This window comes from Paraburkholderia solisilvae, assembly GCF_902859875.1.
In the GTDB taxonomy this organism is placed as follows: Bacteria; Pseudomonadota; Gammaproteobacteria; order Burkholderiales; family Burkholderiaceae; genus Paraburkholderia; species Paraburkholderia solisilvae.
Genome location: NZ_CADIKF010000061.1, coordinates 1 through 18764 on the forward strand (window position 1 = coordinate 1; position 18764 = coordinate 18764).

The following is an 18764-nucleotide window of genomic DNA, read 5'->3' on the forward strand; positions in this document are numbered from 1 at the left end:
GCCGCTGCCGCGCGGCGCGAGCACCGTGCGGCTGCCGTCGTCGCGCGATTGGGGCGCCGCGGCCGTATCGAACGACTGGACCGCGTCCGCGCCGCCGCCTCCGTTGCCGGGCATGACAAACACGAACCGCCCCACGGCTGCCGCCGGCGCCGCTGGCAGTTCAGACACGGCCGGCACCACCGGCACTTCGGGCGCCGCCAGCACTTCCAGCACGGCCAGCGCCCCCAGTCCGGCAAGCACTAGCGGCAACAGCGTGGATGCGCAGGAACGCGCGATTCTCGAGTCGGGGTGGAAGCACGCAGCACCGTCGGGAACCGCACATTAAACATTCGGATACCAAACGATGTAGACGTCCGCTGAAAATCGACACCAAAAATGGAGAGAGACCATGCTGAAAGCGATTCTGACGGGGCTCGCGGGACTGATCGCGCTGCTCTTCGTGACACTTGCCGCCGCGGCCAACGCGCACTACAAGATCGTGACCGGCCCGGAACGCGGCACCTACATCCAGATTGGCAACGACCTGTCGAAATGGGTCGCGCAGCCGGCTGGCATCGACCTCGACGTGATTCCGTCGAAAGGCTCGGCGGAGAACGTGCAGCGCATGCGCTTCGAGCCGGGCGTGAAACTCGCGCTGGTGCAGTCCGACGTGTATCAGGCGTATGTCGATATGGCCAATTCCGGCAACGAGGATGCCGGCACGACGATTCGTCCGCTGCGGCTCATCATGCCGCTCTACGACGAGGAGATCTACTTCGTGGTGCGCAACGACTCGCCGATGAAGACGATCAACGAAATCAAGGACAAGGTGATCAGCGTCGGCCTGATCGGCAGCGGCACCGCGCAATCGGCGACCACGCTCTACCGGTTGATGTTCGGTCAGCCGATTCCCGAGCAGAATGCGCAGCATCTGAGCAACGAGGATGCACTCGCCGCGCTGATCGTGAAGAAGATCGATGTCGCGATTATCGTGGCCGGCCAGCCCGCGAAGCTTTTCACCGAAATGAACCCGGATCTGCTGCAACAGATCCGCTTCCTGCGCGTCGATCCCAACGCCCCCGAAACCGCGCGCGCGAAACAGACCTATTTTCCCGCGACGATACGCGTCTCGAGCTACCCGAACTGGCTGAAGGAAGACGTGCCGACCTGGACCGTCAAGGCGTTTCTTGTCACCTATGACTACAACCTGCGCGACACGGTCGGCAACCTGAACCGCTTTGCCGATTCGCTATGCGACAACTTCGACAACCTGCAGGAGCATGGTCACCCGAAGTGGAAACAGGTGAAACTCGAATTGCCCGCGCTCGGCAAGGGCTGGCAATACTATCCGCCAGTGGAGAAGCACTTGAAGGCCTGTCTCGCGCACCGCGCCGCGACCCAGGCAGCCGGTGCAGCCGGCACGGAGCGCGCAGCGGCGGCCACGACGCAAAAAGTAAACCGGCGGCCCTGCTCGGAACAGGAGCGCTTGCTGCTGTTGTGCGGAAAGTAATCGGTTCGTCAGCTGAGCGCCGGAGAACGGTGGGCGCCGTGTATCGGCCGGCGCTCACTCAATCGCACGATTGATGCACTCGATATGCCGCATATAAACGTCACAAATACATCGATTTCCGGTCAGCATTAGTTCTTAACGCGCAATGCATTGTTGCGTTTGCGGATTCTTCGTTCCCTTCCGTCAATCGACTCCGTTCGAGCCGCACAACAGTCGAGAAGTGTTCTGTAAGTAACATTTCGGAACGCTGAAGCCGGATTACCTTACTTCCGGCGTTTTCACGACTTTTCGACCCATTCTGCCTCTGTTTTAGCGACGTTGTTTCGCATAACGCGTCGTGCAATTTTATAAAAGCGTGCAATAGAAAGCCTTTACAGCGTCGATTTTTTCATTAAGCTTTCTTGTCCAGTCCGCATGATGCCTGTTGTGCCGACTGTACGAAACACGCCGTAAACAAAACCTACCGTCATAAGTTCACTCATAGCGACTAGAATCGCCGGATGCATCATTGAGCGTTCGTTATCCGGGAAAGCTCAGCCTTCACTTTCCCGTTCGTCTTATTTCACTTGCCGATCGATTCCTTGACAGGAAGCTGCGTGAAAATTGTGTCGCTGTTCGTCCCGCCATTCACACCGTTCGCATCACCCGAGCCGTCCGCCCACGCGCGGCGCGGTCTACCGCCGTCGCGGCCACGGCGTCTGTTCCAGCATAGCGTCGCGCTTGCGGCCATGCTGTGCCTGACCGCCTGCGCGGTAGGCCCAGACTACCGCACGCCGTCAACCGAGGTTCCGCAGAACTTCAAGGAAGGCGCCAACTGGCAGCGTGCGCAGGCCAACCCGCAGGCATCGCTTGCCAGCGACTGGTGGCAGATGTATCACGACGACAAGCTCACCGAGCTGGTCGAGCAATCGCAGAAGGCAAACCAGTCGATTGCCGCGGCTGAGGCTGCGTACCGCACGGCGCTTGCGATCGTGCAGGCAAACCAGGCGCAGCTCTTCCCGATGATCTCCGCGGATCTGTCCGCGACGCGCAGCCGCACGCCAGCGGGCGGGGCGGCGTCGGGCTCGGCCACCGGCTCGCTCACGCCGGGCATCTCGAACAACTTCATCGCGGGCGTGTCGGCAAGCTGGGAGCTCGACCTGTGGGGTGCGATCCGGCGCCAGGTCGAATCCGCGAAAAGCACCGCACAGGCAACCGACGCGCAATTGGCCGGTCAGCGGCTGTCGATTGCGGCAAGCGTCGCAATCGACTATTTCGAACTGCGCCAGGCCGACATCGACATCCAGTTGCTCGAGCAACAGAAAGACATCAACAGCCGCATTCTCTATATGACGCAGGAGGCCTACCGGCAAGGCCAGGCGTCCAACGACCAGGTGCTCGTCGCGCAGGACAACCTCGAAAACTCGATCGCCGATCTGCAGACCACGCAGATCGCGCGCGAGCAGGACGAGCACGCGATCGCCGTGCTGCTCGGCGTGCCGCCGGCGAATTTCTCGATCGCGCCGGACCTGACCTACTCGTTCGCGATCCCGGAAGTGCCGCTCGGCGTGCCGTCGGAACTGCTCCAGCGCCGCTACGACGTGGTGGCCGCCGAACGCACGGCAGCGTCGGCCAACGCACTGATCGGTGTCGCCGAAGCGGCCTTCTTCCCGACCGTGACGCTGTCGGCAAGCGGCGGCTTCCAGCACAACACGTTCGCCAATCTGTTCTCGCTGCCCAACCGCTTCTGGACGCTCGGCCCCGATCTCGCGCAGACCATTTTCGACGGCGGCGCACGCACCGCCGCGGTGCGCGAAGCCCGCGCGACGTACGACCAGGACGTCGCGACCTATCGCAACACCGTGCTCACCGCGTTCCAGACCGTCGAAGACAGCCTGTCGTCGGTGAATCACCTGCGCCAGCAGACGCAGTCATTCGCGGATATCCTCCAACGCAACCAACAGCTGTTCGCCAGCTCGAACGCGCAGTTCGACGCCGGCGCGGCCAGCCAGCAGGACGTGCTCACGCAACAGCTGACGCTGCTGCTCGCCCAGCAGAACCTGAATGACACGCAAGGGCTGCTCGCGCAGAGCAGCGTCGCGCTGATCAGGAATCTCGGCGGGGGTTGGGACTATAAGGACATGCAGACCGCTTCGGACAACAGCGCGCCTTCCCGCGCGCCGGCCGGCGAGCCGACGTCGAACCAGCCGACGTCGACGCCGACGCCGCCGCCCCGCTGATCCGCGCCGGACCTGCATGGTTGAACCCCCGCTACTCGCCGCTGCGGTACGGCGCGCCTCGTTGAACAGGCGCCGCGCCGCATGCTGCGAAGTGTCGTCATCATTGCCGTCAAGCAAGAATGGAGTCTTCATGAAGTCATTCCCGCTACGCGGGCCTTTGCTGTGCCTTTTTCTCCTGGGCCTCGCCGCTTGCAGCAAGCACAAGCCAGCCGCACCGCCGCCGCCCAAGGTCGCGGTGGTGACGGTGCACAAGCAGGACGTGCCCCTCACGAGGCAACAGGTCGGCAGGCTTTCGCCCTACTACAGCGCCAACGTAACGGCACGCGTGTCCGGCCTGCTGCTCAAGCGCGTCTATAAGGAAGGCACACAGGTCCGCGAAGGACAGTTGCTGTTCCAGATCGACCCGACGTTCTACAAGGCGCAGCTCGACAACGATCTCGCGCTGCTCGCGCAGGATCAGGCGACCTACGTCAACGACCACATCACCGCGGTGCGCAACCGCAAGCTGCTGCCGGTCGGCTCGGTGTCGCAACAGACGGTCGACAACTCGGATGCCGCCGAACGCAGCGCCGCCGCGAAGGTGAAGGCGGACCAGGCGGTGGTCGAAAGCGCGCGCATCAATCTCGACTACACGCGCGTGACGTCGCCGATCTCCGGCATTGCCGGGCAGCAGCTCGTCACCGCGGGCGCGGTGGTCGGCAGCAGCAACAGCGACACCGGCGCGTCGGGCACGCTGCTCACGACGGTCCAGCAGATCGATCCGTCGTATGTGAACTTCACGATCAGCGCGGCCGATCTCGTCACGCTGCGCCAGGCGCAGACCAAGGGCTCGGTCGCGCTGTCTCAGCAGAACAGGATGACTGTCGAAGTCACCCTGCCCGATGGCAGCCAGTACGACCAGCTCGGCACGCTCGACTTCACCGACGTCACCGTCAACGCAACGACGGGCGCCGTGAATCTGCGCGCGCTCGTCGCCAATCCGCATCAGGTGCTGTTGCCCGGCATGTACGTGAATCTGACCATCAATCTCGGCCAGCAGAACGACGTGATCCTCGTGCCGCAGCAGGCGCTGCTGCGCGATACGGTCGGCTCGTACATGTACGTCGCCGGCGCCGACAACAAGGTCGTGCGCAAGGATGTCGAGACCGCGTACCAGTACAAGAACAGCTGGATCATCACCAACGGCCTCGCCGACGGCGACCGCGTGCTGATGACCGGCTTGCTGAGCGTCCATGAAGGGCAACCGGTGGAACCGGTCGCATGGCAGCCGCCAGCGGCCGCTCCGTCGGCCTCGGGCGCCGCGGCAGCAAACGCGCCGGCGGGGGCCTCGGGCGCCCCGGCGCAATCGGGAGCGGCGGCGTCCGCGCCCGCGGCAGTGGCGAGCGCGGCTAGCCGCGCGCAATAGGAGTTTCCGGCATGCCGAGTTTTTTTATCAAACGCCCGATCTTCGCGTGGGTCGTCGCCATTCTGATTTCGCTGTTCGGATATCTGTCGATGCGCTCGATGGGCATCGACTCGTATCCCGACATCGCGCCGCCGCAGGTGACGATCACGTCCACCTATCCGGGCGCGAGCGCGGAGACGATGGAAACGACCGTCACGCAGGTGATCGAGCAGCAGCTCACCGGCATCGATAACCTGCTGTACTTCAGCTCGAAATCGAGCTCGAACGGCCAGTCGGTGATCACCATGACGTTCGCCACCGGCACCAATCCGGATATCGCGCAGGTGCAGGTGCAGAACAAGGTGACGCTCGCGCAGCCGCTCTTGCCCACGCCGGTCGTGCAGCAAGGCGTGGTGGTCGCGAAGTCGAGCCCGGACATTCTGCTGTTCCTCGCGCTGCGCTCGACGAACCCGTCGATCGACGCCGGCCGCCTGTCCGATATTCTCGCGTCGGACATCCAGCCGACCATCGGCCGGATCAACGGCGTCGGCAATACGACGCTGCTCGGCTCCGAATACGCGATGCGCATCTGGATCGACCCGGACAAGCTGCAGTCGTACGGCCTGTCGACCACCCAGGTGGAGAGCGCGATCAGCGCACAGAACGCGCAGTTCGCCGCGGGCTCGCTCGGCGCGGATCCGGCCGTGCACGGCCAGACGTTTACCGCGACCATCTCCGGCGATTCGCTGTTCTCGACGCGCAGGCAGTTCGAGGACATCATCATCGCGTCGAACAGCAACGGCACCACGGTGAAGCTGAGCGACGTCGCGCGCATTTCGTTCGGCGCGCAGACCTACGGCACGTCGCCGGTCTGGGACGGCAAGCCGGCCGCCGGCCTCGCGGTGTATCTGCTGCCGGGTGCGAACGCGCTGCAGGTCGCGAATCTGGTGAAGTCGACCATGGGGTCGCTGTCGAAAGACTTGCCCAACGGCGTCACGTGGGCCATTCCGTACGACACGACGCCGTTCATTACCGCGTCGATCGCGGACGTCGTGCATACGCTCGCCGAGGCGATCATCCTCGTGTTCCTCGTGATGCTGCTGTTCCTGCAGAACTTCCGCGCGACGATCATTCCAACCCTCGTGATTCCGGTCGCGCTGCTCGGCACCTTTATCGGTCTGTCGGCGCTGCACTACACGCTCAATCAGCTGACGCTGTTCGGCATGGTGCTCGCCATCGGCATTGTGGTGGACGATGCGATCGTCGTGATCGAGAACGTCGAGCGCATCATGACGGAGGACAAGACCGACCCGCAGACCGCGACGATCAAGGCGATGAAGCAGATCACCGGCGCCATCGTCGCGATTACGGTGGTGCTGTCGGCGGTGTTCGTGCCGTCCGCGCTGCAGCCTGGCGCGACCGGCATCATCTATGCGCAGTTCGCGCTGACCATCGCGGTCTCGATGATCTTCTCGGCATTCCTTGCGATGTCGTTCACGCCGTCGCTGTGCGCGGCGATCCTCAAGCAGGAAAGCCATGTGACCAAGAACGCGTTCTTCCGCGCGTTCGACCGCGGCTTCATGTGGATGACGCGCCACTACGTGTCGCACGTCGGCCACTCCGCACGCCGCGCGCCGCGCTGGATGATCCTGTTCGTGCTGGTGACGGTGCTGGCCGGCTTCCTGTACACAAAGCTGCCGACCGGCTTCGTGCCGGATGAGGATCAGGGCTTTATCCTCGCGCTGATCAACCTGCCGTCGGGCGCGACGATCGAACGCACCAACCAGGTGATGACCGAGGTGCGCGAAACGCTGCTGAAGAGCCCGGTCAGCAAGGACATCTCGAGCATCTTCCAGCCGGAAGGCTTCAGCTTCGTCGGCACCAGCGAAAACGTCGGTATGGCGTTCATCAAGCTGACCGACTGGGACAAGCGCTCGAAGACCGCGATGCAGCTGATTCCGGAGGTGAACCAGATCCTGCACAGCGTGCCGGACGCGCAGATCTTCGCGACCAATCTGCCGACCATTCGGGGCTTGAGCCAGTTCGGCGGTATCGACATGTACCTGCAGGCCCGTGAAGGCCAGTCGCGGCCGGAACTCGATGCGGCCACCGGAACGTTGCTCGCGAATGCGACGAAGAGCCCGGTGCTGTTCGGCATCCGGCCGAACTCGCTGCCGACCGCACCGCAGCTGAACATCGCAGTGGATCGCGTGCAGGCCGAAGCGATGGGGCTGTCGCTCTCCGACGTCTACTCGACGATCCAGATGCAACTGGCGCCGTTCTTTATCAACCAGTTCACCTACGGCGGGCGCGTCAAGCGCGTGTACATCCAGGCCGATGCGCCATTCCGGATGAGCCTCGATGCATTCCAGCATCTGTACACGCCGACCAAGGTGACGGGCGCCAACAACGGCATCGTGACGGCAACGAGTTCGGGCACGAGCAGTAGTGCCTCCGCCGGCGTCGGCAGCACGACGTCGTCGAGCTCGACCCCGACCGCGACGAACAGCAGCGGCTATCTGACGCAAGTCGACCCGTCCGCGGGAAACAACACGATCGCGCCGTACAACATGGTGCCGCTGTCGAGCGTCGTGAAGGCGAACTGGGGTATCGGTCCGCTCGTGCTGCCGCGCTACAACGGCTATTCCGCGATCGAAATCGTCGGTAACTCGGCTGCCGGTTATTCGACGGGTCAGGCCATCAACACGCTGCAGAACATCGTCGATACCAAGCTGCCGAACGGCTTCGCGGCCGACTGGACCGGTCAGTCGTATCAGGAGCTGCTCGCCGGCAGTTCGGCGACCGTGCTGCTGGGTCTGTCGGTGCTCGTCGTGTTCCTGTGTCTCGCGGCGCTGTACGAAAGCTGGTCGATTCCGGTCGCGGTGCTGCTGGTGGTGCCGCTCGGCATGCTCGGGATGCTCGCGTTCTGCCTGTGGTTTGGCGTGCCGAACGACATCTACTTCAAGATCGGTCTCGTTACCGTGGTCGGTCTCGCCGCGAAGAACGCGATTCTGATCGTCGAATTTGCGGTCGAAGGGCAGGCACGCGGCATGACGCTGTATGACGCGGTGGTCGAGGCGGGCCGCTTGCGTCTGCGCCCCATTCTGATGACGTCGATGGCGTTCATTCTCGGGGTGGCGCCGCTGGTGCTGTCGACCGGCGCGGGCGCGGCCTCGCGTCACGAGATCGGCACGGGCGTGATTGGCGGGATGCTGTTCGCGACCTTCTTCGGGCTGATGCTGATTCCGGTGTTCTACGTGGTCGTGCGGCGGCTGCTCGGCGACAAGCTCGATGAACCGTCGAAGAAAATCCACCATCACGGCGGCAACGATCCGCAGGAAGCCAACGTATAACGGCGATGAGGCGCACCCGCGAAGACGCGCTGAAAACGCGCGATCAGATTCTCGATGCGGCGGAAGTAACGTTCTTCGAGCACGGCTTCTCGCATACGTCGCTTGCGCAGATCGCCGGGCACGCGGGACTCACGCGCGGCGCCATTTACGGACACTTCAAGAACAAGTGTGAAGTGTTCAACGCGATGGCCGAGCGCGTGAAGCTGCCGATGGAGATGCTGGTCACCGCGACCTTCGACCCGCGTGAAGCGGATCCGCTCGGGCGGATCCGCGACCTTTTCATGTTCTGTCTGGCCAAAGCGGCGATTGAGCCGCATAGCCGGCGCGTATTCGAAGTGCTGTTTACGAAGTGCGAGTACACGCAGGACATGGCGCCGGTGCTCGAGCGGCAGCGCATCGCCGCACGCGATGGCCGCTCGCGGATGGAGCTGGGCTTGCGCAATGCCATCGACAAGGGTCAGTTGCCGCGCGAACTGGACACTGCGCGTGCGGCAGGCGTGATGCAGATGTTCCTCGGCGGCGTGCTGCGCCACTGGCTGCTCGACTACGGCTCGGTCGACTTGCCGCGCGACGCGAAGCTGCTTGCCGATGCGTGTATCGGCATGCTGAAAAATTCGCCGGCCCTGAAACGTCAGGAAATGCCGGCGGAATGACGCCGCACCGGCAGCGTACTCGACGCGATAGCAGATAAGTGCCGGGTTGCGATACCGATATATCGGTGCGCCGAGATAGCAAACGAAACAAAATTATTTGTCAGCGTCGCAGCCCGTTCCTTAGGATGCCGTCATGTTCAACTCACATGACCCGCGCATCCCATGAAGCACAAAAAATTCACCGCTGTCGTTCTGGCTTCCCTGCTGCTCGGCTTCAGCGTCGCGACCCTGCAGTTCGCGCAGGCGGCTCAAAAGACACTGCACATCGGCATCATGTCCGGCGAAGACGAGGACGTCTGGCGAGTCGTCGCGGCCAATGCGGCCAAACACGGCCTCGCGATCAAGGTCACGACGTTCTCGGACTATACGCAGCCGAACGAGGCGCTGTCCGTGCACGATCTCGATGCGAACTCGTTCCAGCACAAGCCGTATCTCGATGCGCAGATCAAGGCGCGCGGCTACCGCATCGTGCCGGTCGGCTTCACGTATGTGCAGCCAATCGGTCTTTATTCGCGCAAGGTCAAATCGGTCGCCGCGCTGCGCGACGGCGCGACGATCGGCGTGCCGAACGATCCGAGCAATGAAGGCCGATCGCTGTTGCTATTGCAGGCGCAAGGGCTGATCGCGCTGCGCGCCGACGTCGGCCTGCTGCCGACCGCACGCGATATCGCGAAAAATCCGAAGCATATTCAGATCAAGGAACTGGACGCGGGCATCGTCGGGCGCGCGATCGACGATCTCGATGCGGCGGTCGTCAACACCGACTGGGCGATCAAGGCCGGCATCCGGATTCCCGATGAACGGATCGCCCAAGAAAAGGTGAACGGCAATCCGTATCGGAACTTCATTGCGGTCAACGAGAAGGATGTGAACGCGGGCTGGGTGCGCGACCTCGTGGAAAGCTATCAGCAACCGAATGTCGCGGCGGAGATTCTGAGCGTTTATCACGGGGCGACGCTGCCTGCGTGGAATGGGCCCGCGAATTGATCCGAGCAGCGATCCGCGCATTGATCCGCTGATATCCGCGTGTAAGAGCGCGACGTAAAAGCGTCGACATGAAAACGCGACGCCGAAGCGCCCCGTGGCAGCGCGGCGCCTCGCAGAGGGCGCCGCAACATACGGCCACGCCTGAGGCAGGCTATTTTGGCGCGCTTCAATTTGCGTGACCGATCGGGCATAGTGAGGGCTGCAAGCGCCCTGCCCTCAATGAATGCCGATGAATCAGCCTGCTTCCACTGCCTCTCCTGCTTCACCCGCGCCCACCATCCGCGACGTAACCGATGCGGATTTTCCCGCCATTCAGGCAATCTACGCGCACCATGTGCTGACAGGCGTCTCTTCGTTCGAAGAGACGCCTCCTTCCGTCGACGAACTGCTCAAACGCTACGCGACCGTTATCGCGCTCGGCTTGCCGTATCTGGTTGCGGAAATCGATGGCCATGTCGTCGGCTATTGCTATGCAAACCTGTACCGGCCGCGCGTCGCATACCGCCATACGCTCGAAGATTCGATCTATATCGACGATGCATTTCGCGGGCGCGGCATCGGCCGTGCGCTGCTGAATGCACTGATCGCACGCTGCGAACGCGGACCGTGGCGGCAAATGATCGCGGTGATCGCGGACGGCGGCACAGCCGGTTCACGGTCGCTGCACGAAAAAGCCGGCTTCGAACTTGTCGGGACACTGCGCGGGGTCGGCTTCAAACATGGCCGGTGGCTCGATACGACGCTGATGCAGCGCACGCTGGAAAAGCCGGCGTAGACAGCGCCGGCCGACCGGCCGAAAGCATGTTTCCTCCACGCCGTCGGCACGTCATCCATCGCACCGCACGACCCGCGTCATAACGAAATCTCTATTGCTTCGTTTGCCGCATGTATTCACCATGCGACGATCGTTTCATCTTGGCAATAGAGAGATGTCGAATGACCGCATGCATAGCAAGGCGACTTCTGCGCATGGTTCCCGTCCTTGCCCTTTCCGCTTGCGCCGTCGCCCTCGCCTCGGCGCCAGCGTCTGCGCAAGACAACGGCAAGGTACTACGCATCGGCTACCAGAAGTCCGGCCTGCTTGCGATTATCAAGGCCCAGCACACGCTCGACCAGAAGCTCGAGCCGCTCGGCTACACCGTCAAATGGTTTGAATTTCCCGCCGGCCCACAGCTCCTCGAAGCATTGAACGCGAACAGCATCGACATCGGCTCGACAGGCGCGCCGCCCGCGGTATTCGCGCAGGCAGCCGGCGTACGTTTCGTCTATGTCGGCACGGAGCCCGCGGGCGTCACCAACGAAGCTGTGATCGTCAAAGCCGATGCGCCGCTGCGTACGGTCGCCGATCTCAAAGGCAAGCGCGTCGCGCTGCAAAAAGGATCGAGCTCGAACTATCTGTTGCTCGCGTTGCTGCAAAAGGCGGGGCTGCGCTACACCGATATCCAGCCCGTCTATCTGCCGCCCGCCGACGCACGCGCCGCATTCGAAAACGGCACCGTCGACGCATGGGCGATCTGGGATCCGTACTACGCGGCCGCACAGCACGCGCTCCGCGCGCGTACGCTCGCCGATTACACATCGCTCGAAGCCGGACACAACTTCTACGAAGCGACACGCGACTTCGCGCAGCAACACCCGGACGTGGTCGGCATCGTGCTCGAGCAGCTGCAAAGCACGGGCAGATGGGTGAACACGCACCCTGCCGAGACGGTCGAACTGATCGCGCCACAAGTCGGACTCGATCGCGTGGTGGTCGATACATGGGTGCGCCGCGTGCCGTACGGCACGCAACCCGTCACCGACGATATCGTGCGCTCACAGCAAAGCATCGCCGATGCATTCTATGGCGCCCATCTGATTCCGCAGCGAATCACGGTAAAGAACAACGTTTGGCAAAACCCCGAGGCGGCCGCAAAGCTTGCGGCCGCCTCGAGCAAGTAAGCGCGCTACCCTCGCGTTCACACCACGGGCGGCAAACGCGAGAACAGCGTCGGATAGTCGATCACCAGGCCATCCTCATCGATCTTCATGCTCGCGGCGAAGTTGCGAAAGATGCCCTCGTAGCGGTATTCGACATCCGGCTCGATGCATGTGTACGCCTGGTCGACGCGCTTGACCTGCAAATCCGGTGTCGAGATATACGCGACCGCAATCGGCCGCCGCTCGCCGCGCGCGAGCTGCAGACGCCGGATCGGCAGCGTATTGGTGAACGGCGTCGCCGCGATGTCGATATCGATGCAGCCTTCGATTGCGGACAGACTCGACCCATGGCCGTCGTGCCAGCGGCCTTCGCCGTCGCCGCGCAATACGAGCTCACCGCCGCCCATCACTTTCAGGAACGCATGGGTCGTGCGCCATTGCGGATCGCACCGAACGCTGTAATAGAGCCCGTAATGCTTGCCGTAGCGCTGGCCGACCACAGCGCTTTCGACATGGAAGCCATCGGCGCGCGCATCGAACGCAAGATGCTCGATGCCGTCGCCCTCTTCTGAAGCCCATCGTATTTCACGCATGAATCATGTCTCCTGTGCGGCGCGTCGATGCGCGTTGGCGCGTTGACGCGTTAGCGCTTACCGGAGGTCCGCGGCGTGCGATCGCGGTTGCGACGCCGCCGCGCCGGCCTTCACGTGAACGCGATGCTAGCGCGAATCCTGCAATCCGCAATATCCGGCCGCGACCTGCGTCGCCGCCGGATTACCCGCTATCATCGTCGTGCTTATCCGCCCTGCATTTGCGCCTTCAAGGAGACCTTCATGTCGTTTGCCTATCGCCCTGTGAGCCGTATTGCCGGGTCCGGCCCGATATCCGATGCCGAACAGCGCACGCGTGTCGATCTGGCCGCCGCCTACCGGCTCGCCGCGCTCAACGGTTGGGATGACCTCGTCTACACCCATATCTCCGCGAGCGTCCCCGACGAGCCCGGCCATTTTCTGATCAATCCGTTCGGCTTCGGCTTCGACGAAGTCAGCGCGTCGAACCTCGTGAAAATCGATATTACCGGCAATATCGTCGGCACGAGCGAGCATCCGGTCAACATAACCGGGTTCGCGCTGCACGCGGCGGTGCATGCGGCGCGCGCGGACGCATTCTGCGTGATGCATCTGCACAATACCGCCGGCATTGCCGTGTCGATTCAACCCGCCGGTTTGCTGCCCGCTTCGCAACACGCGCTGCGTTTTCATGGCCATCTCGCGTATCACGACTATGAAGGCGTGACGTTCTCGCCGGCGGACGGCGAACGCCTCGTCGCCGATCTCGGCGACAAGCCCTCGATGCTGCTGCGCAATCACGGCACGCTGACGGCCGGCCGGACAGTCGCCGAAGCCTATGTGCTGATGGCCACGCTGATCAAGGCGTGCGAAATCCAGTTGCAGGCGCAAGCAGGCGGCACACGCCTCGTGCTGCCGCCGGAAGCAGTCGCCGAGCGCGCCGCCGAGCAGTTGTACGACGGCGGCGCAGTCGAAGGCGGCATCGAGTGGCCTGCGCTGCTGCGCAAGCTCGACCGTATCGCCCCTTCGTATCGCGACTGAACCCGGACTGACCGCTTCATGCGGCGCGCTCTAAGGCCTTTTCGACGGGCGCGCCGCATGTCCTTCCTCTTCCATTGTTTTCTCAACCAGGAGCCGTTGTCATGCCAACCTTCCGCATCGAGTTATTCGAAGGACGCACCGTCGAGCAGAAACGCGAATTTGTCGAAGCCATCACGAAAGCCACCTGCGAAACGCTGAACGTCGAGCCTTCGTCCGTGGACATCATCCTCGTCGACGTGGCGCGCGAGAACTGGGCGACCGGCGGTCGCCTGTGGTCCGACCCGCCGGCCTGAAACGGGCGCCGCACACCGCATTCCTTTGCCGATGCTGCGGCGCGGTGGATTGACGCATCGCGCATCGCCCGCCCGCGCCATCGAAGCATCCGGGCAAAACGCATTTTTTGATACCAATCAACTATTTACCTCGCTTGATGCGCGTGCGGCAATGCGTCCCGCCGCGTAATTTCGACGCACGTCGCAGCGCAGCACGATTCGCTACGTTCCCCTACGCTTGCGTTCATCTGCGAAGCGCAGTGGCACGTCGACATGAGTCGCCGTGCGTGGTTCGAATCCCCGGTATCGAAAAATGCACACCGCCCTTTCCGCGTTCGATCTGGCGCGACTTCAGTTCGCGTTCACCATTTCTTTCCATATCGTGTTTCCGGCGCTCTCCATCGGGCTCGCGAGTTTTATCGCGGTGCTCGAATGGCGCTGGTTGCAAACCGGCAAGGCGTACTACAAAGACCTGTGCCTGTTCTGGTCGAAAATCTTCGCGGTCGCGTTCGGCATGGGTGTCGTGTCCGGCGTCGTGATGAGCTACGAGTTCGGCACCAACTGGTCGGGCTTCTCCGCATTCGCAGGCCCCGTCACCGGCCCGCTGCTGATGTACGAGGTCATGACCGCGTTCTTTCTCGAAGCGGGCTTTCTCGGCATCATGCTGTTCGGCTGGCAGCGCGTAAGCGCACGCGCGCACTTCGGCGCGACGCTGATGGTCGCCGTCGGCACGCTGATCTCCACCTTCTGGATTCTCGCGTCGAATAGCTGGATGCAAACGCCGCAAGGCGTCGAGGTCGTCGATGGACACGTCGTGCCGGTCGACTGGTTCAAGATCATTTTCAATCCTTCGTTTCCGTACCGCCTCGTGCATATGGCGCTCGCCGCGTTTATCGTGACCGCGCTGGTCGTCTCGGCGGTCGGCGCATGGCATCTGCTGAAGGGCCGGCGTGACGCCGCCGTGAAAAAAATGTTCTCGATGGCGCTCTGGATGCTGCTGATCCTCGCGCCGATCCAGGCCTTCGTCGGCGACCAGCACGGTCTGAATACGCGCAAATATCAACCTGCGAAGATCGCGGCCATCGAAGGGTTGTGGAACACCGAAAAAGACGGCACCGCGCTGAACCTGTTCGGCATCCCGGACATGCAGGCCGAAACCACGCGCTACGCGGTATCGATTCCGCATCTGGGCAGCTTGATCCTCACGCATAGCTGGGACGGCCAGATTCGCGGCCTGAAAGACTTCCCGCCGCAGGATCGCCCGGATTCGACAGTCGTGTTCTGGAGCTTCCGCGTGATGGCGGGTCTCGGCACGCTGATGATCGTCTTCGCGCTGACGTCGTGGATCTTGCGCCGCGGCGGCCGGCTATATGACGCGAAGTGGTTCCAGCGCTGCGCGCTCGCGATGGGACCGACCGGCTTTATCTCGCTGCTCGCCGGCTGGATCACGACTGAAGTGGGCCGCCAGCCGTGGGTCGTCTACGGCATGAAGCGCACGGTCGACGCGGTGTCGCCGCTGACCGCGCAGCAGGTCGGCATCTCGCTGATGGCGTTTATCGTCATCTACTTCCTCGTGTTCGGCACCGGCGTCTACTACCTGTTCAAGCTGATGCACGGCGGCCCCGCGCTCCCGGGCGGCACGCCCGACGGTGTGCCGGGCGAGGTGCACGGCCGCCCCGCGAACCATGCGCTGCCTGCTGCGTGAGGGCTGCGTGAGTGGCGCATGAATGGCTGCATATGAGTAGCTGCATATGAGTGGCCGCATGAGCCGGCCCCAAGGCTCGGCCGCCTGAACGCGTTCGGCCCTGAATCTGATCGATATTTGCGAGGAACAAGATGGACGTCACTGTAGTGTGGGCTGCGATCATTGCGCTCGGCCTCTTCCTGTATGTCGTGCTCGACGGCTTCGATCTCGGCATCGGCATCGTGTTTCCATTCTTTCCCGACGAGCGTGAGCGCGACCTGATGATCAATACCGTCGCACCCGTGTGGGACGGCAACGAAACCTGGCTCGTGCTCGGCGGCGCGGGCCTGTTCGCGGCGTTTCCGGTTGTCTATGCAACGGTGCTGTCCGCACTGTATCTGCCGCTTGTCTTTATGCTCGGCTGCCTGATTTTCCGCGGCGTGTCGTTCGAGATCCGCGCGAAGGCGAACCGCACCAGGCACTTGTGGGATCTCGCCTTCATCGGCGGCTCGGCGGGCGCCACGTTCTTTCAGGGCATCGCGCTCGGCGCGTTCCTGCAAGGCATTCCGGTCAGGAACGACGCGTTTGCCGGCAGCGCGTTTGGCTGGCTTACGCCGTTCACGCTGCTGACCGGACTCGGGCTCGTCGCAACCTACGCGCTGCTCGGCTGCTGCTGGCTCGTCGCGAAGACCGACGGCGATCTGCAGCGCCGCCTGCATCGTGTGGTTTGGCCGCTCACCGTTGTGCTGCTCGTGTTTATCGCGCTCGTCAGCCTGTGGACGCCGCTGCAGGATCCGAACATCGCGCAGCGCTGGTTCGATTCCGGGCTGTTCGAGCGGCTGCTGCCGGTGCCGTTCCTCGTCGCGCTGTGCGCGTTCTTCATGTACCGCGCGGTGCGCGAGCGGCATCACAACACGCCGTTCGTGCTCGCGCTCGGGCTCGTGCTGCTCGGCTATATCGGGCTGCTGGTCAGTTTGTGGCCGTATGCGATTCCGTCGAGCATGACAATCTGGCAAGCGGCCGCGCCGCGCTCGAGCCAGATGTTTACGCTGGCCGGCGCCGCGGTGATTCTCCCCATCATCATCGCGTACACGACGTTGGGTTACTGGGTGTTTCGCGGCAAGGTGCGTCATGGCGAAGTCCACTACCATTGACGCGCGCCCGCGCCGCCTGTCCGGCTGGCTGTGGTTCGTCGCGCTGTGGTGCGCCGGTGTCGGCAGCGCAATGGCAGTAGGCTTTGCGTTCAAGCTGCTGATGAACGCGACGCTGTTTGCGGTCAGCCGCTAGGGGCTGTTCGTCATGTGCAGTGCAGCGTGGCGTGGCGTGGCGAACGCGTTCGCGAGTGTGCAGATGTGTGCCTATGCGGCTTTGCGGCTTTGCGGCTTTGCGGCTTTGCGGCTTTGCGGCTTTGCGGCTTTGCGGCTTTGCGGCTTTGCGGCTTTGCGGCTTTGCGGCTTTGCGGCTTTGCGCGGGCGCGGGCGCGGGCGCGCTAGCGCGCAACCAAACGCAAAACACGCCGTAGCGCGGCGTTGTCCTCTTTTCTCCCGCACACGCCGATCCGGATGATCGGCGTTCGCGCATCAACGGCCCGTCGGCGCCGCATGCGCCGCGCAAACCGCCTGCGGATAAGCCTTTCGTCTATCACTTCGCGAAGCGCCCCCGCCTTCAAAAACGTTTCAGCGCGCTCGTCTACGTAGCAGGCCGCGGTGCGCAGACATCGCGCCACACAATGCCGCAGCGCCCGCCGCTGCCGCGACGGTCCGGCAGCGGGCCGTGCGGCCGGCGAACGATGCGGTAGCGCGAGGGACCGCGTCCGGCACCGGCACGATTGCATTCGCCGCGGAGGACGCCAACAATAAGCAACCAGCGGGCAACTGTCGGGCAACCAGCCCGGCAACCAGAGCGCGCCACCGGAAGCGGACCCAGAGCCGCGCTGGCAGGCCGCCGGACGGCAGCCGCACCAGGGCCGGAAGTTGGGCCGTGGCGCGGGCGGCAACACAAGGTATGACAGGCGATATAACAAGCGGCAAGCAGTACGCATCGTGCAACACGCAGTCGCTGCTACGATCCGTCGATGGCGGATCGCGGGGAATGCAGCGAACCGCGGCGCGCCAGCCTTGCGACGGGCGCGCGCGCCGCGGCTCGGCGAACGGATGGCGCGGCACCGCGTGCGGCGGTGGGCGCCATTCGCTTCGGCCCCGGCAGATCACCGCGCCGCGGCAAGCGGCTTGACCGCGGCGCAGCGGCGGCATGAAGAACCGGCAGGGCCAACTCGCGGAGACATCATGAAGTTTCTTGTGGCCGACGACCATGAACTGATCCGCCAAGGCGTCAAAGGACTGTTGCGCGGACTCGATGCAGCAGCGCAGTTCGATGAAGCCGACAGCTGGGAAACCCTCGTCGCCCTTGCGCGGCCCGACGCGAATCACGATCTCGCGATCGTCGATCTGCACATGCCCGGCATGACCGGTGCGGCGTCGCTCGAAGGCCTGCTGAAGGCAAATCCGGCGTTGCCGGTGGTGGTGCTGTCCGCGGAAGAATCGCCCGACGAGATGCGCGCGGTGCTCGCCGCGGGCGCGCTCGGCTTCGTGCCGAAACGGCAGCCGGCCAGCGTGATGCTCAAGGCGATCGAGCTCGTGCTGTCGGGCGGCGCCTATGTGCCGATGGAGGCGCTCAGCCTGCTCGGCGCGCGCGAAGCGGTCGCGGCCGGCGCTGCCGTTGCAGCGCCCGTCACCTCGGGCTCGAGCCCGGAGCCCGAACCGGTCGCGCGCGTCGCAGCCTTGCAGCCGCATCAGCGGCATCTGCTCGAAAACCTGTCGCCGCGCCAGCAGGAAATCATGCGGCTCGTGCATCGCGGCTGGACCAACAAGATGATCGCGCGCGATCTCGGTGTCGCCGAAGGCACGGTCAAGGTGCATCTGTCGGTGATTTTTCGCGCGCTCGGCGTGCATAACCGCGCGACGGCGATCGCCGTGATCAACGGCTGGCTGGAGACCGGGAAAGTGCTCTAGCGGCGTGGGAGCGAGCGCGAGCGAGAACCGGTGCGCCTGCGCAGCGTCGTTGCAGCAGCAGCGGCGCGCGCTGACGCGTGCCGTCGTTGCATGAGCGCAAGCACGCGCCGCCGGACCCGGCAGCGCCGACACCTTCACACATCGTCGCGTGATACCGCGCGGCCCGTCGCCCGGTCGAACTC

At 63.6% G+C, this 18764-nt stretch carries 16 protein-coding genes; 14 read left to right on the top strand and 2 right to left on the bottom strand.

Annotation, left to right across the window (positions count from 1 at the left end; genetic code table 11):
• Nucleotides 1-249 (bottom strand): hypothetical protein (locus HV675_RS27390; protein ID WP_175114593.1); only part of this gene is annotated, 249 nt, incomplete at its 3' end.
• Nucleotides 250-388: 139 nt separating this feature from the next.
• Here HV675_RS27390 and HV675_RS27395 point away from each other — a divergent pair.
• The 8 genes from HV675_RS27395 (at nt 389) to HV675_RS27430 (ending at nt 12026) form a co-directional block, all read left to right on the top strand.
• Nucleotides 389-1489, top strand: a complete 1101-nt coding sequence (locus HV675_RS27395; RefSeq protein ID WP_175114594.1) for a TAXI family TRAP transporter solute-binding subunit — start codon at nt 389-391, stop codon at nt 1487-1489.
• 596 nt (nt 1490-2085) lie between these two features.
• Nucleotides 2086-3708 (top strand): efflux transporter outer membrane subunit, encoded by a 1623-nt coding sequence (locus HV675_RS27400; protein WP_246270578.1) that lies wholly within the window; start codon nt 2086-2088, stop codon nt 3706-3708.
• Between the two features lie 130 nt (nt 3709-3838).
• On the top strand, nt 3839-5113 hold the full coding sequence (locus HV675_RS27405; RefSeq protein ID WP_175114595.1) for an efflux RND transporter periplasmic adaptor subunit: 1275 nt from the start codon (nt 3839-3841) through the stop codon (nt 5111-5113).
• Between the two features lie 11 nt (nt 5114-5124).
• Nucleotides 5125-8445: an efflux RND transporter permease subunit gene (locus tag HV675_RS27410; protein WP_175114596.1), complete on the top strand. Its 3321-nt coding sequence runs from the start codon at nt 5125-5127 to the stop codon at nt 8443-8445.
• 5 nt (nt 8446-8450) lie between these two features.
• Nucleotides 8451-9098 (top strand): TetR family transcriptional regulator, encoded by a 648-nt coding sequence (locus tag HV675_RS27415; protein WP_175114597.1) that lies wholly within the window; start codon nt 8451-8453, stop codon nt 9096-9098.
• 162 nt (nt 9099-9260) lie between these two features.
• Nucleotides 9261-10085 (top strand): MetQ/NlpA family lipoprotein, encoded by an 825-nt coding sequence (locus HV675_RS27420; RefSeq protein ID WP_175114598.1) that lies wholly within the window; start codon nt 9261-9263, stop codon nt 10083-10085.
• Nucleotides 10086-10308: 223 nt separating this feature from the next.
• Entirely contained in the window at nt 10309-10860 is a 552-nt protein-coding gene (locus tag HV675_RS27425; RefSeq protein ID WP_175114599.1) for a GNAT family N-acetyltransferase, read from the top strand.
• A 194-nt stretch (nt 10861-11054) separates the two neighbouring features.
• Entirely contained in the window at nt 11055-12026 is a 972-nt protein-coding gene (locus HV675_RS27430; RefSeq protein WP_175114600.1) for a sulfonate ABC transporter substrate-binding protein, read from the top strand.
• 17 nt (nt 12027-12043) lie between these two features.
• Here HV675_RS27430 and HV675_RS27435 read toward each other — a convergent pair whose 3' ends face one another.
• Nucleotides 12044-12598, bottom strand: coding sequence for a putative glycolipid-binding domain-containing protein (locus HV675_RS27435; protein ID WP_175114601.1), 555 nt, complete (start codon nt 12596-12598; stop codon nt 12044-12046).
• Between the two features lie 240 nt (nt 12599-12838).
• Between HV675_RS27435 and HV675_RS27440 the strand changes: the two genes are divergently transcribed.
• From HV675_RS27440 to HV675_RS27465, 6 genes are all read left to right on the top strand, one after another.
• Complete coding sequence (locus HV675_RS27440; RefSeq protein ID WP_175114602.1) at nt 12839-13615, top strand: class II aldolase/adducin family protein; 777 nt, start codon at nt 12839-12841, stop codon at nt 13613-13615.
• A gap of 101 nt (nt 13616-13716) precedes the next feature.
• Nucleotides 13717-13908 carry a 4-oxalocrotonate tautomerase gene (locus HV675_RS27445; protein ID WP_175114603.1) on the top strand — a complete coding sequence of 64 codons (192 nt, stop codon included), beginning with the start codon at nt 13717-13719 and terminating at the stop codon, nt 13906-13908.
• 292 nt (nt 13909-14200) lie between these two features.
• Nucleotides 14201-15592, top strand: a complete 1392-nt coding sequence (locus HV675_RS27450) for a cytochrome ubiquinol oxidase subunit I (protein WP_175114604.1) — start codon at nt 14201-14203, stop codon at nt 15590-15592.
• A 131-nt stretch (nt 15593-15723) separates the two neighbouring features.
• Nucleotides 15724-16725: a cytochrome d ubiquinol oxidase subunit II gene (cydB, locus tag HV675_RS27455; RefSeq protein ID WP_175114605.1), complete on the top strand. Its 1002-nt coding sequence runs from the start codon at nt 15724-15726 to the stop codon at nt 16723-16725.
• Nucleotides 16703-16858, top strand: coding sequence for a hypothetical protein (locus tag HV675_RS27460; protein WP_175114606.1), 156 nt, complete (start codon nt 16703-16705; stop codon nt 16856-16858). Before cydB ends, HV675_RS27460 begins: the two co-directional genes overlap by 23 nt.
• A 998-nt stretch (nt 16859-17856) precedes the next feature.
• Nucleotides 17857-18582 carry a response regulator transcription factor gene (locus tag HV675_RS27465; RefSeq protein ID WP_175114607.1) on the top strand — a complete coding sequence of 242 codons (726 nt, stop codon included), beginning with the start codon at nt 17857-17859 and terminating at the stop codon, nt 18580-18582.
• Nucleotides 18583-18764: the final 182 nt, after the last annotated feature.

Bases quoted from the DNA above. Each gene is read 5' to 3' on its own strand.
- HV675_RS27395 (WP_175114594.1), top strand. From the start codon at position 389: ATGCTGAAAGCGATTCTGACGGGGCTCGCGGGACTGATCGCGCTGCTC.
- HV675_RS27405 (WP_175114595.1), top strand. From the start codon at position 3,839: ATGAAGTCATTCCCGCTACGCGGGCCTTTGCTGTGCCTTTTTCTCCTG.
- HV675_RS27410 (WP_175114596.1), top strand. From the start codon at position 5,125: ATGCCGAGTTTTTTTATCAAACGCCCGATCTTCGCGTGGGTCGTCGCC.
- HV675_RS27415 (WP_175114597.1), top strand. From the start codon at position 8,451: ATGAGGCGCACCCGCGAAGACGCGCTGAAAACGCGCGATCAGATTCTC.
- HV675_RS27420 (WP_175114598.1), top strand. From the start codon at position 9,261: ATGAAGCACAAAAAATTCACCGCTGTCGTTCTGGCTTCCCTGCTGCTC.
- HV675_RS27425 (WP_175114599.1), top strand. From the start codon at position 10,309: ATGCCGATGAATCAGCCTGCTTCCACTGCCTCTCCTGCTTCACCCGCG.
- HV675_RS27430 (WP_175114600.1), top strand. From the start codon at position 11,055: ATGGTTCCCGTCCTTGCCCTTTCCGCTTGCGCCGTCGCCCTCGCCTCG.
- HV675_RS27435 (WP_175114601.1), bottom strand. From the start codon at position 12,598: ATGCGTGAAATACGATGGGCTTCAGAAGAGGGCGACGGCATCGAGCAT.
- HV675_RS27440 (WP_175114602.1), top strand. From the start codon at position 12,839: ATGTCGTTTGCCTATCGCCCTGTGAGCCGTATTGCCGGGTCCGGCCCG.
- HV675_RS27445 (WP_175114603.1), top strand. From the start codon at position 13,717: ATGCCAACCTTCCGCATCGAGTTATTCGAAGGACGCACCGTCGAGCAG.
- HV675_RS27450 (WP_175114604.1), top strand. From the start codon at position 14,201: ATGCACACCGCCCTTTCCGCGTTCGATCTGGCGCGACTTCAGTTCGCG.
- cydB (WP_175114605.1), top strand. From the start codon at position 15,724: ATGGACGTCACTGTAGTGTGGGCTGCGATCATTGCGCTCGGCCTCTTC.
- HV675_RS27460 (WP_175114606.1), top strand. From the start codon at position 16,703: ATGGCGAAGTCCACTACCATTGACGCGCGCCCGCGCCGCCTGTCCGGC.
- HV675_RS27465 (WP_175114607.1), top strand. From the start codon at position 17,857: ATGAAGTTTCTTGTGGCCGACGACCATGAACTGATCCGCCAAGGCGTC.